Raw genomic sequence first — 12,948 nt, 5'->3', positions numbered from 1 at the left:
TTGGGAACGAAGATTTTAGATATATTCTTTGATTTAGACCACACGTTGTGGGATTTTGAAAAGAACTCGGCACTGGCATTTGAAACGGTTCTTGAAAAGCATAAAATAGGCGTAAATGTTCAGGATTTTGTGACGCGATATGTGCCTATAAATACCAAATATTGGAAGCTGTATCAAAATGATGAAGTCACGCAAGAGCAATTGCGTTATGGTAGGCTGAAAGATGCTTTTACTGAATTGGAATTTGAGATTGATGATGCCATGATTCATCTGCTTGCGGAAGAATACATTCACTATCTTCCACAATTCAACCATCTTTATGATGGAACGATTGAGCTTTTAGAATATTTGAAGCCAAAATACCGACTGCATATCATTACAAATGGATTTCACCAGATTCAGAATAATAAACTGGTCAATTCTAACATAGTGCATTATTTTGAAACGATTACAAATTCTGAAAATGCTGGGGTGAAGAAGCCTCATCCTCAAATATTTAATTATGCTTTAGATCTGGCAAAATGTTCCAAAGAAACAAGCATTATGATTGGCGATAATCTAGAAGCGGATATCGAAGGCGCATTGAATGTAGGACTCGATGTCATCTTTTTTAATGAACATAATTTAGAAACACATCCAAATATCAAGCAGGTAAATCATTTACTGGCTTTAAAAAAATATCTTTAAACACTTAAGAGTTACTCAATATGAAAAAATACATCCTGATTTTATCGTTATTTATTTCCCTAGCAGCTTCAGCACAAAAAGTGCTAAATGACTATAAATATGTCATCGTTCCCGTGCGTTATGATTTTTTGCAAGGAGATAATAAATTTAGACTTAATACGATTACCAAATTCAACCTTACAAAAATAGGATTCCTTGCTTTTTATGAAAATGAAAACCTGCCTCAAGAAGCCGGTGGCGATAGATGCAACAAGTTGTTTGTTGATGTAGAAAAAGAAAATTCCTTGTTGGCTACAAAACTTGTAATCGTGTTTAAGGACTGCAATAACAAGGTGGTTTATAAAACAGAGGCAGGTAAAAGTACAGTAAAAGAATATGAAGTTGCCTATCCTGAAGCTTTAGAAAAAGCGTTTGGGCAGCTTTACAATTACGGCTATAAGTATAAAGGACCAGCTATTGCAACTAACACAGCCTCTATGAGCACAGCTCCTAAATCTTCAGCAGCACCTGAAGATGCAGCTGAGATGCTTTTCGCTCAGCCAATTCCTAATGGCTACCAATTAATAGATAAAACACCAAAAGTTGTACTTAAAATATTTAAGACTTCACAACCTGATTATTTTACGGCACAATCCGAAACGATTAATGGTGCAGTAATAAAAAAGAATGGGGAATGGATTTTAGAATACTATAAAGACGAAAAGCTGGTTTCAGAAAAACTACTAATTAAATTCTAGGCTAATATCCGTATTTGTCTTTCCAACGATTTTTTAAAAATTCCCTTGTCGAATTTTCCCTGGAATTATTTCCTGGAATATAGATAGGGGTATTTTTTATTTCATCCGGCAAGAACTCTTGTTCTGCAAAGTTGTTTTGATAGTCATGGGCATATTTATAATCTTCTCCATAGCCTAACTCTTTCATCAGTTTTGTAGGCGCATTTCTCAAATGGATCGGAATGGGCAAGTCTCCAGTCTGTTTTACAATCTGCTGTGCTTTTCCGATTGCCATATAAGAGGAATTACTTTTAGGAGAAGTTGCCAGATACACCGCACATTGACTCAAGATTATCCTGCTCTCTGGATAGCCGATTGTTGAAACGGCCTGAAACGTATTATTAGCCATGATGAAGGCAGTTGGGTTGGCATTGCCAATATCTTCACTAGAAAGAATCAGCATACGTCTTGCGATAAATTTCACGTCTTCGCCTCCTTCAATCATTCGCGCCAGCCAATATACTGCTCCATTCGGGTCGCTGCCGCGTATGGATTTTATAAAAGCAGAGATGATATCATAATGCTGCTCACCAGTTTTGTCATACAATACGGTGTTTTGCTGTACGAGTTTTAGGACAGAATCATTGGTGATTATAATCTTTTCGTCGTTTGAAGCATTCACTACAAGGTCGAAAATATTCAGCAGTTTACGGCCGTCTCCACCTGAAAGTCTTAGTAAAGCTTCAGTTTCTTTTAATTTGATATTCTTTTCTTTTAAAAAAACATCTGTTTTCATGGCTCTTTCGAGCAAGGCTTCGAGGTCTGATTTTGAGAAAGCATTTAATATGTAGACCTGACAACGCGACAGTAAGGCGGGAATTACTTCAAAACTAGGATTTTCTGTAGTCGCGCCAATTAATGTGACCCAGCCTTTTTCTACAGCTGCTAAAAGTGAATCTTGCTGTGATTTGCTAAAGCGATGTATCTCATCAATAAAGAGGATAGGGTTTTTAGTAGTAAACAGTCCGCCGCTCTGTTTGGCTTTGTCAATAACATCACGCACGTCTTTTACGCCAGAATTGATGGCGCTCAAGATATAAAACGGACGCTTTGATTCTTGCGCGATAATTTGAGCTAAAGTCGTTTTTCCGGTACCGGGTGGTCCCCAGAAAATTAATGAAGGAATGATTCCTTTGGCGATTTGCTGTGTCAATGACCCGTTCGGGCCTACCAATTGCGGCTGGCCGAGGTAATCTTCGAGTTGTTGTGGACGAATTCGTTCTGCTAATGGTGCTTCCATTTTGTAAAATTACAGAATTGTACAAGTTTTTTTGAGTTTGAAGCGCACAAACTTTTGTGAAAATTTAGATAAACCAATTTAGGTTTGTATCCTTTTTACCTTATACAATGAGTTGTTTTTTTCTTCGATGCTGACAAAATAGCACCCAAAAAAAAGTGGATAAATTTTTGACTGCTTTTTGAAGAATAATAATCTTACAAAAGCAATGGACGACAAAAATCTAAAATTCTCCCCCTCAGTTTTGGCATGGCCATTATTTTTCGTAGTCTTTTTGTGGATTATTTTTTGGGCAGAAATACGCTTTAAGCTTAACCTCACGGAATTTGGAATTTATCCTAGAACTTTTTCAGGATTGAGAGGCATTTTGTTCAGTCCCTTTCTTCATGGGGATATCGAGCATCTTTATAATAACTCTATTCCGTTATTTCTTTTGGTGGCAGCACTTCGTTTCTTTTATCGAAATCAGGCGTTGAAAGTGATAGGGTATGGCATATTACTTTCCGGCTTCCTGACATGGGTTATCGGAAGAGAGTCTTATCATATTGGTGCCAGCGGCTTGATTTATGTCTTAGTGAGTTTTATCTTTTTTAAAGGTATCCAGACAAAATATTACAGACTGGTTGCTTTGTCGCTGACCATCATTTTATTGTACGGAGGAATGATATGGTATATTTTTCCAGGCGTACAGCAGGGAATTTCTTGGGAAGGTCATCTAGCAGGACTTATTACAGGCTATATTTTTTCTTTAGCCATAAAGACTCCCGAATACCAAAAGCCAATTGTGTATGACTGGGAAAAACCCGATTTTAATCCCGAGGAAGATTTATTTATGAGGCATTTTGATGAAAACGGTAATTTCCAGAATCTTCCTAAACCAGAAGAAGATATTGAAATTAGGAATGAGGAATTTTTCAGATCAAATTTTAATGTATTCTATAACGTCGTTCCTGCCAATCCAGAAGATAGTCATGATGGCATTATCGAAAAGAAGGAAGATTGATTGCTTTTAGCTTCTTTGCCTTACAGCTTCATAAAGAAAAGCGCCGCAAGCTACAGATACATTTAGTGAAGCAATCGTACCAAACATTGGAAGTTTTGCTTTTTCATCTACAATCTTTAAAACAGATGGATTAACGCCTCGATCTTCAGAACCCATGATAATTGCTATCGGCTCGTTTAATTCAAGGTCATAAATGTTCTGGTCTGTTTTTTCGGTAGCCGCAATGGTTTTTATTCCTGATCCTTGAAGGTGGAAGATAGCATCTTTGATATGTTCTACTTTGCAGATAGGCACATTAAAAACAGCTCCGGCAGATGTTTTTACGGTATCGCCGTTTACAGGAGCAGAGCCTTGTTTTTGAACGATGATTCCGTTTACGCCAGTACATTCTGCTGTCCTGATTATAGCACCGAAATTACGGGCATCGGATATTTGGTCTAGGATAAGAAATAGGGGAGTCTTTCCGCTTTCTGCAACTTCTTCTATCAAAGTTTCAAGATTATGGAAAGAAATCGGAGCAATCGTGGCAACAGCGCCTTGGTGATTGCTTGGCGTCAGCTTGTTCAATTTTTCTACAGGAACGTAGGAGAAATTTACGCTGGCACGTTTCATGACCTTCATCAGGTCTTTCATCAATTCGCCTTGCGCATCTTTTTGGATGAATACTTTATCAATCTCTTTTCCTGCCTGAATGGCTTCAATAATTGCCCTGATTCCGAAAATTTGGTGTTCTTTTTCCATGGGGCAAAGATAGCGTAAAGTTATAAAGAAATAAAAATAAAAAAGCTGGCAGATTTAACCGCCAGCTTTCTGTTATTTAAAAGTAAAAACTAATTTGTTTGGAAAACCTCAGGCCAGTCTACATTGCCTTCTCGGGTTAGCGTAACTGTTCCGCCATCTCCCCATGTATTTCTCCATGTGAATACCATGACAGGTCCCGTAACGCTGATGATGTTGTAAGTAAACGTATCTGCATATTGGTCGGATCCGCTAAAAAGGAATTCACGGCAAACCCATGTAAAGAAGGCGCCATCTGGTCCAACTGCAGGATCGTCTTCATACACTTGCTCATAAAGACCGAACGAAGCATCATCAAGACTGTATTTTCCTACTCGCCCAGCTTCTTGACCTGTACCTGGAGCCGCTTCAGTCCATGTCACGGTACCGCTGATTGTGCCAGAAATTGCATTGCCAGTACTAGTTCCTTCACCATCACCTACTTGCATTGCTGTTTGCGTATAAGAATGCGTTCCAGACAAATCGTCTGTAATCGGACATAATGGTTTTAGGTTGATTATAATCGTTCCAGTAGATTCTTTTGTGGAAACTCCAACAGGGAAGTTTCCAGTTGCCGCTGTCAATTTTAATGCTATTGTCAAAGGAACTGGCAGATCAGGATCTAAAGATGAAGAAAGTATCTTGATCGGGAATGTAGTTTCCGTTTCGCCAGCTGGAAAAGTGAAAGTCCCATTGTTTAGAATCACAAAGTTAGTGCCTTCTACAGCAGTTGTCTTTGTAGGGTCAATTTCATAGGTAACTGCCACATCAGAAGGAGCTGCCGAGCCATTGCCGCCAACCAATCTAGCCGGAACCTCGAATTCGGCTTCTTCCATGCCGATATCAAACGTACCGTCAATACTGCTAGATGGAAAATCGATAATGTTTACTCCGTTGCCAAAATCTGTTACATCATCATCTACGAGGCAGGAGGAGAGTGTTGCTACTATAATGGCAACAATCGCTATTTTGAATTTAAAGTTTTTCATAGTCATATTTTATTAGTTATCCCAAAAAATAGGAGATGTAAAAGCATCGTCTGTAGTCTGGTTTGGAACATTTGCAGAATTTGCTACATATTCTGAATTAGGATACATTAATCGGATAGGGCGTTGCGGCCTGCTGGCAATCAATGATAAAGGGATTCCAGAAGGGAAGCCGGTTCTCGTGTATTCAATCCAAGATTCGATTCCGTTTATGCTGTTTAAGGCAATCCATTTTTGAGTTCCAATAGCTTCCAACTCATTTCCAGCAGAGGCTGTCCATCCGATAAGATTGGTAGACTGAGAATAATAAGTAGTTGCTTGGGCTGCTGTCAGTCCTAAAGTTTCATAAGAAGCTTGAATTCCTGACTCATACAATGTTTGCGCAGTTCCCGGCATATATCCTTTAACGACAGCTTCCGCTTGCAGCAAATAGCTTTCTGCAGCAGTTAATATATAAGCGTCTTGAGTGAAGTTCTTTAATACGCCGTTTCCTAATCCTGAGAATGGGACAACCACTGTTCCTTGTTCATCTGGAGCGCCTTGGTTTATTCCTGCAAAACCTCCGCCAGGAATTGGAGCATAGATTTTTTCCAATCGGGTATCGTTTGTGTTAGAAAGATAATCGATAGTGTATTTCGTTCCTTTTAAAGATCGGTTGTCACTGGTTGGACTTCCTGATAGTGTTGTTCCGTACGTTTCAAAAAACGGATTCATCTTTCCTGTACTGGTTATATACCCAGGATTGCTTGTCACATTTTCAGTTATGAACCCGCTTCCTTCTTCTATGATGTCTTGGAATTTATCAGCAATATAAGCTTGTTTAGAAGGCATACCAGATTGACGGATCAGGATTCTCATTTTTATAGTATTGGCAAATTTTACCCATTCGTCCATATCGCCATGAAGCATAATGTCATTGTCTTCGGGACTTAAAGCATCTGAAGGAGCATTTTTGATCAAGTCGATAGCTGCATCTAACTGCACGATTAAGTCATCATATACAAATTCTGCATCGTCATATACAGGAGTCAATTCTTTATCTCTTTGTAATGCCTCTGTGTAAGGGATATCTCCATATAGATCTACAAGGTATTGAAAATAGAAAGCCTTCATTATCTTAGCAATTCCTCTGTAATTGTCATAGCCTTCTAAGGTAGTCTGGTCAATTTGGTTAAAATTGGAAATCGTCAAATATAGATTGTCCCAAACATCATTATAGAAAGTACTGTTGACGATATATTGCATTTCATCTTGATAGGCAATAAATTCTTCGATGTTATTAGACCAGTTGTATACCATGAAATTCCCAACTTGGTTCATCCTGACATTCAGCCTTTGGGCTCCTGAATTTTGCGAACTGGCCAACAGCAATTCAGGTTTAACGTTTGTCGGATTATTTGGATCTTCATTGATGTCTAGATAGTCGCTGCAGGAAAACAGCAAGAAAAAAGGAGCAATTAATAATGCGCTTTTTTTGAATATATTTTTCATTTTTCTTGAATTAGAAGGTTAATGTAACGTTGAAACCATAGGTTCTAGTCGGAGGAACTTCATCTACGCTTCCAACTCCTACAGCATTTCCGGTAGTGAATCCAAACTCTGGATCTGTGTATCTATTTGCTTTTGGCAGGATCATAAATACGTTTCTTGCATTAGCACCGATAGTTATGCCTTCAAAAGGAGAATTGTCCAGCATTTTTTTAGAAAAAGTATAGCTGAATGCAATCTCACGACATTTGAAAGCGGTCGCATCTACTACGTAGTTTTCTGAAATGTTGCTGTATACCGAATCCCAGAATGGCTGACCTCCGCTTGAAGTGGTAATGCTCGTATTTGGCGTATACACTCCTGGAGCGCTTTGGTACGATGAATTAGGAAACACAAAAGGCAATCTTCCAGATTCAGCACTTTGTACTGATGAACCTGTAAAATCAAGCATCTGCCCAATTTCGTTATAGAATACGTGGCCAGTTCTGTAATCAAAAACAGCCGATAGCCTAAATCCTTTGTAGTTCAAGTTTGTTGAAAGACCTACGATATAGTCAGGAGTTGTTTTTCCGAGATTTTTCAAGGCAGAAGACTGTATAGGATTACCCGTTGCTTGGTCAATGATTACTCTTCCTTGATCGTCTCTTTCATAAGCAGTTCCTTTGATGATCGGATATTCTTCACCAACAACAGCATAAACTCCAGCTGTAGTAAATCCACCTAAAGAAAGTTCGTTAACACCAGGCAATAAGCTTTTTACTTCTGTTTTTGGAGCACTATAGCTTACTCTTAGATCCCAGTTCCAATCTTCGGTCTGTATTGGTGTGAAGCCTAAATCCAATTCAAATCCTTTCGTCTGTAATTCTCCAGCATTCAGCAATGCTCTTGTCGCTCCTGAAGAAGAAGAGGCTGCCGCATTAATGATTTGGTCTGTAGAGTTAGAAATATAATAGCTGGCATCAAGTGATATTCTTTTTTTGAAGAACTCTAAATTCAGGTCAAATTCTTTTGAAGTCGTAAACTCTGGTTTTAAATTAGCCAAAGCTACAGTGTTGCTCAGGTTGAAAGAAGTCAAGTCGCCATAAGGAAACCCTACCGATCTGATGTATGTGTTTTGATTGGCATAGGCAGAAGTTGAATTTCCTACTTTAGTATAACTCGCTGTTACTTTTGCGAACGTTAATACGTTTCCTTTCAATTCAGGGAAAGCAGATGTTGGTATGAACGAAACGCCATAACTAGGGTAGAAGAAAGAATTGTTCTCTTTTATCAAGGCAGAAGACCAGTCGTTTCTTCCCGTAACGTTCAAGAACAAATAGTCTCTAAATCCAATTTCAGCACTGCCGTAAAGTCCGATGCTTCTTAGCCTAGAATTGAATTCGGCTCCTCTCAACTCTCCAGTTCTCATAGATACGTTATAGAGCCCTTCAACCACTAAGTTGTCCCCTCGGATTCCCAATTCTTTTGTTTTGATGTCTCTGATGTTTTGGCCAAGCGTAATTTTTGCGCTAATGTCATCGTTAAGCTTAAAGTCGAAATTGAACATCAAGTCGCTGTTGATTCTTCTTTCATAATTTGAACCGTCAGAAACTCCTTGGTTTAAATCTTCACGACCGCTTCCGTCGGTGAAAATATGCCCATTGTTGGTGTTTTTGAAAGTGGATGTCAATAAGCTTAAACCTCCTCTGTATAATACATTGAACCAATCGTTTACTTTGTAGCCTAAGTCGATAGAACCTTGGAACCTGTCAGAATACGAAACTTGACGCGAATTCTTTAAAATCCAATATGGGTTATAGGCATAATTTGTAAAATAATCTTGTAAATCTCCTTGCGAATAAACTTCTAATGGGATGTTGATAGGAGTTTGCAGTAACTGGCTATAGACGCTTCGTCCGCCGTCAGGCTCGCTAAAAAAGGATGATTCGTCATCGCTTCCTGTTAGGTTTCCAGCAACATCGGTCTTGTCTGTAAAGTAAGAAACATTTCCAGCAACATTCCAGTTACCAGAGGTTTTGCTCGTGTTTAATCTAAATGTGTTTTTGTGATAAACATCTCCAGGTATAATTCCTTCGGTTTTTACATCTTGAGCCGAGAAGAACAGGTTGCTGTTTTCGTCGCCTTGCGATATAGAAAAACCATTTTGTTTTGTTGTACCGACATTAAAGAAATCTTTAATGTTGTTTTTTCTGGCAATATATGTAAATTCTCTGATGGTTCCATCAGCTAATTCAGGACCAACTTGTACTAATGATCCGTCTAATGGAGCTCCCCAGTTTGTGTTTTCTACAGGATCAAGCTCTCCAGCCCATCCTTGTCCGAATTTTGTCTGTCTATCTGGAATAAATTGTACCTTCTCAAATGTAATTGTCGAGTTGACTTGTAAGGTCATCTTGCCATTTTTCCCTTTTTTAGTAGTAATCATGATAGCTCCGTTCGATCCGGCGGAACCATAAAGAGCAGCAGCATTAGCTCCTTTTAAGATAGTAGTGCTCTCGATATCATTCGGATTCAGCTCGCTTAACGTATTCAAGGCGGAAGGAACTCCGTCAATTACGATCAAAGCTTCGTTATTCCCAGAGATAGATCTTGCGCCTCTAAGCACAACTCTTGTTTGCGGATTAACACCGCTGTTGATCGTGTTAATCTGCAATCCTGAAACTTTTCCGACCAAGGCAGTTGCAGCATTTACGGCTTTGGCTTGGTTCAGCTCATCGGATTTGACAACCTGCGTGGAATAACTCAGCTCTTTTGGGTTTCTTTTTATCCCAAGAGCGGTTACTACAACGGTCTCAAGCTGTGTAGCATCGTCTTTTAAAATAATGTTGAAATTAGTAGCGGTGGCTGGAACTTCTTGAGTTGCCATCCCCATGAAACTGAAAACTAGGATGTCAGTAGGAGAGGCCTTGATTTGGAATTTGCCATCGAAATCGGTTTGCGTGCCGTTTGTAGTTCCTTTGATGGCGATACTGACTCCAGGGAGCGGTAATCCGCTTTCGTCTGCAACAGTGCCTGAAATTGTCCTTTCTTGCGCAAATGAAATCTGCATAATTAACGCCAGGACTAGCGTTAATAGACCATTTAACTTTGTTTTCATTATGTATAGGTTTGAATTAGTTAAATCAAATTTCTTAATAAAATCTTAACAAACCTATACTTTTTTTAAAATTGTTTTTACTATATTGATGTTTTGAAGCATTAATTGTTAAAATCTAGCTTTAAAGCTAATATGAACAATTGAGTTAGATAGCTTGATTTGTTGATTGCCCGTGCTTCCGTTTGCATAGACAATATTGAACAACCCGTTTTTTGTCAATAAGCCAAATCCAAAACCCAAGCCAAGCAAGTTGCCATCATTGTCTGTGGTCTTGTCTTGGTAGTAGCCAAAGTCGATAATAGAATGGATATAAATTGTCGGGGCCAAGACATATCTGTATTCTGTAAGTATCGAAGAGAAAAGATTGGCCTGTAGGCTGTTTTCGTTAAAGCCGCGAATCGAGTTGATGCCTCCGAAACGGAAGAGCTCGTTGGTGATATAACTGTCGCTTTGCAGTAGGAAATTCTGGCTCCGGATGGCGACGATATTTTTATTGTTCAAATAGAAGTTATGCCGGAGATCAATATTGGTGAAAAATTGGTTGTTTTTTGAAGCTTCAGAATTTCTCTTCCCGACACCTCCTTTGATATTGATTAACGTTTTGTCCGGAAATAAAAAATCTTCGTTTCTGAATTTGGTAAACTCAAAATTGGAAGTAAAGAAAGAGTTGTCAAAATCAGTTATCGTTGAACTGTTCAGGTTTTGGATATCATTAGATTCTGTTGACTGGTATCCGACGTACAGTCTCGTGTTGTAATTAAAATAATAGCCCAGGTCAATAGCCGTCTGCGTGTTTTGGAATGTGCTGTCCTGCTTAAAAATGTTTAATTGTGCCTTGATACCTAGAGGGCTCCTGAAAATATAAGGTAGCTCGATATTGACGTTGAAGGTTTTCTGGTCGTTTCCATCACTTTTCCAGTATAAATTGAAACGTTCGCCTACATTTAGGGAATTGACAAGCAGCAGGTCGAGATAGCCATTTACTTTCAAGTTGCCATTGTCGTCATTTCCAAAACCTATAAAACCGTCAAAACGATTTGGTTTTGATTTTTCTACATAGACATAGACTTTAGTCGTGTCATTCATAAATAAGATCTCAGGGTATTTGGTCTGAGTGACGAACTGAAACTGATTGAAATCATTATGGATGTTTTTAAGGCTTTCCTGATTAAAGACCTTGTTGCGATAGCGGCGCTTGATTTCTTTTTTATGTCCTTCGGGAAATTTATCATAACCGTTGATTACAATATCATTGACTTGACGTAATTTTTCAGTTTCGAAACTCAAATCGGCCAAGAGAATGCCTTTCTGTTTTTTCAAGTTTACCAATTGAAGCTTCGCTAAGGAGTACCCGCGGCGTTCCAAAGTGTTCAAAGTAGTAGTTAGGAAGGTTTCGGTTTCGCTAAAAGCAAGTTTTAAAGTGTCTTCAGTATTTTCTAAAATCCCCAGTTTTTGTAATTCCGAATTGCGACCTATATATATATGTATGGATTTGGTCCTTTGGCCCAATTGAAACTTGAACAGGAAAGTGCTGTCGTTTTGTTTCTTGTTTTCTAAAATTTCATTTTCTAAAAAGCCGAAACGTTTCAGTTTTTCTGAAAAACTATTGGCTTCATCAACAATGCTTTTGGCATTGCTGTGATTTTTTACATAACCTATAGAGTCTATTGTTTTTAAATCACTTTGAGAATCGGCCGTAATCTTTAAATGAAGCTTTTGGCCTAATGCGTTTAGGCTGAAAAAAATACAAAAAGAAATAAAAAGAAATCTTTTCAAAATAAGTTAATTGTTAAAACGGCTGGCTTTTGATGTTCAAATATTTTTAAGCATTTTGCTATTTATAAGCCTCAGTAAAAGTAACGCAAAAATCCAACGAATAATATATAAAAAATAAATGTTGGCTAATCTGTTTGAAAATTAATGAATTAAGGTTTGTTTAAAAAAAAATAATTATTACATTTGCAACCCCGTAAAAAGCGGGAAATTAAATCATAATATATTTTAGTATTAATTATGCCAACAATTCAACAATTAGTAAGAACTGGAAGAACTCAGATAACTAAGAAGAGTAAATCGGTTGCTTTAGATTCTTGTCCTCAAAGAAGAGGGGTTTGTACGCGTGTTTACACTACTACACCAAAAAAACCAAACTCTGCAATGCGTAAAGTAGCGCGTGTACGTTTGACAAATGGTAATGAGGTGAATGCTTACATCCCTGGAGAAGGACATAACCTACAAGAGCACTCGATAGTATTAGTTAGGGGTGGAAGGGTAAAAGATTTACCAGGAGTTAGATACCACATCGTTCGTGGAGCGCTTGATACATCAGGTGTTGCAGGAAGAACGCAAAGAAGATCTAAGTATGGTGCAAAACGCCCAAAAGAAGCAAAAAAGTAATTTAAACTTTTAAAGTAAAGACATGAGAAAAAGACAGGCCAAAAAAAGACCTCTTTTACCAGATCCAAAATTTAACGATCAGTTAGTAACGCGTTTTGTGAACAACTTAATGTGGGATGGTAAAAAATCAACTGCTTTCAAAGTATTCTATGATGCATTGGAAATCGTAGAAAACAAGAAACAAGACGCAGAAAAATCTTCATTGGAAATCTGGAAAGATGCTTTGACTAACGTTATGCCTCACGTAGAAGTACGTAGCCGTAGAGTTGGTGGAGCTACATTCCAAATCCCAATGCAAATCAGACCAGATCGTAAAATCTCTATGGCAATGAAGTGGATGATACTTTATGCTCGTAGAAGAAATGAGAAATCTATGGCTCAAAAACTAGCTTCTGAAGTTTTAGCTGCTGCTAAAGAAGAAGGTGCTGCTGTTAAAAAGAGAATGGATACTCACAAGATGGCTGAAGCAAACAAAGCATTCTCTCACTTTAGATTTTAAT

Annotated in this window: 11 protein-coding genes; 5 read left to right on the top strand and 6 right to left on the bottom strand. The window is 38.3% G+C overall.

The annotated features are described in order from the left end of the window. Both GGR22_RS14110 and GGR22_RS14105 read left to right on the top strand, forming a co-directional pair. On the top strand, nucleotides 1-687 hold the full coding sequence (locus GGR22_RS14110; protein WP_182494173.1) for a YjjG family noncanonical pyrimidine nucleotidase: 687 nt from the start codon (nucleotides 1-3) through the stop codon (nucleotides 685-687). A 20-nt stretch (nucleotides 688-707) separates the two neighbouring features. After that, nucleotides 708-1,424: a hypothetical protein gene (locus GGR22_RS14105; RefSeq protein ID WP_182494172.1), complete on the top strand. Its 717-nt coding sequence runs from the start codon at nucleotides 708-710 to the stop codon at nucleotides 1,422-1,424. Between the two features lies 1 nt (nucleotide 1,425). Here the strand turns inward: GGR22_RS14105 and GGR22_RS14100 are convergent, their stop codons facing one another. Then, a complete protein-coding gene (locus tag GGR22_RS14100; RefSeq protein ID WP_182494171.1) occupies nucleotides 1,426-2,703 on the bottom strand; it encodes a replication-associated recombination protein A in 1,278 nt (425 codons plus the stop codon). Nucleotides 2,704-2,908: 205 nt separating this feature from the next. Between GGR22_RS14100 and GGR22_RS14095 the strand changes: the two genes are divergently transcribed. Next, nucleotides 2,909-3,703: a rhomboid family intramembrane serine protease gene (locus GGR22_RS14095; RefSeq protein WP_182494170.1), complete on the top strand. Its 795-nt coding sequence runs from the start codon at nucleotides 2,909-2,911 to the stop codon at nucleotides 3,701-3,703. A gap of 6 nt (nucleotides 3,704-3,709) precedes the next feature. Here GGR22_RS14095 and rlmB read toward each other — a convergent pair whose 3' ends face one another. The 5 genes from rlmB to GGR22_RS14070 all read right to left on the bottom strand — a co-directional run bounded on the left by rlmB (nucleotide 3,710) and on the right by GGR22_RS14070 (nucleotide 11,827). After that, a complete protein-coding gene (rlmB, locus tag GGR22_RS14090; protein WP_121376836.1) occupies nucleotides 3,710-4,444 on the bottom strand; it encodes a 23S rRNA (guanosine(2251)-2'-O)-methyltransferase RlmB in 735 nt (244 codons plus the stop codon). 89 nt (nucleotides 4,445-4,533) lie between these two features. Further along, nucleotides 4,534-5,469 carry a DUF1735 domain-containing protein gene (locus GGR22_RS14085; RefSeq protein WP_182494169.1) on the bottom strand — a complete coding sequence of 312 codons (936 nt, stop codon included), beginning with the start codon at nucleotides 5,467-5,469 and terminating at the stop codon, nucleotides 4,534-4,536. 12 nt (nucleotides 5,470-5,481) lie between these two features. Further along, nucleotides 5,482-6,957: a SusD/RagB family nutrient-binding outer membrane lipoprotein gene (locus GGR22_RS14080; RefSeq protein ID WP_121376834.1), complete on the bottom strand. Its 1,476-nt coding sequence runs from the start codon at nucleotides 6,955-6,957 to the stop codon at nucleotides 5,482-5,484. Nucleotides 6,958-6,967: 10 nt separating this feature from the next. Further along, nucleotides 6,968-10,051 carry a SusC/RagA family TonB-linked outer membrane protein gene (locus GGR22_RS14075; protein WP_182494168.1) on the bottom strand — a complete coding sequence of 1,028 codons (3,084 nt, stop codon included), beginning with the start codon at nucleotides 10,049-10,051 and terminating at the stop codon, nucleotides 6,968-6,970. 108 nt (nucleotides 10,052-10,159) lie between these two features. Continuing rightward, entirely contained in the window at nucleotides 10,160-11,827 is a 1,668-nt protein-coding gene (locus GGR22_RS14070) for a BamA/TamA family outer membrane protein (protein WP_220477667.1), read from the bottom strand. 237 nt (nucleotides 11,828-12,064) lie between these two features. Here GGR22_RS14070 and rpsL point away from each other — a divergent pair, with 237 nt between their 5' ends. Next, nucleotides 12,065-12,448: a 30S ribosomal protein S12 gene (gene rpsL / locus GGR22_RS14065; RefSeq protein WP_007136570.1), complete on the top strand. Its 384-nt coding sequence runs from the start codon at nucleotides 12,065-12,067 to the stop codon at nucleotides 12,446-12,448. Between the two features lie 22 nt (nucleotides 12,449-12,470). After that, complete coding sequence (gene rpsG, locus GGR22_RS14060) at nucleotides 12,471-12,947, top strand: 30S ribosomal protein S7 (protein ID WP_121376831.1); 477 nt, start codon at nucleotides 12,471-12,473, stop codon at nucleotides 12,945-12,947. The last annotated feature ends 1 nt before the right edge of the window (nucleotide 12,948 follow it).

This window comes from Flavobacterium gossypii, assembly GCF_014138495.1.
Classification (GTDB): domain Bacteria; phylum Bacteroidota; class Bacteroidia; order Flavobacteriales; family Flavobacteriaceae; genus Flavobacterium; species Flavobacterium endophyticum.
This window is presented reverse-complemented; position numbering and strand designations above follow the sequence as displayed.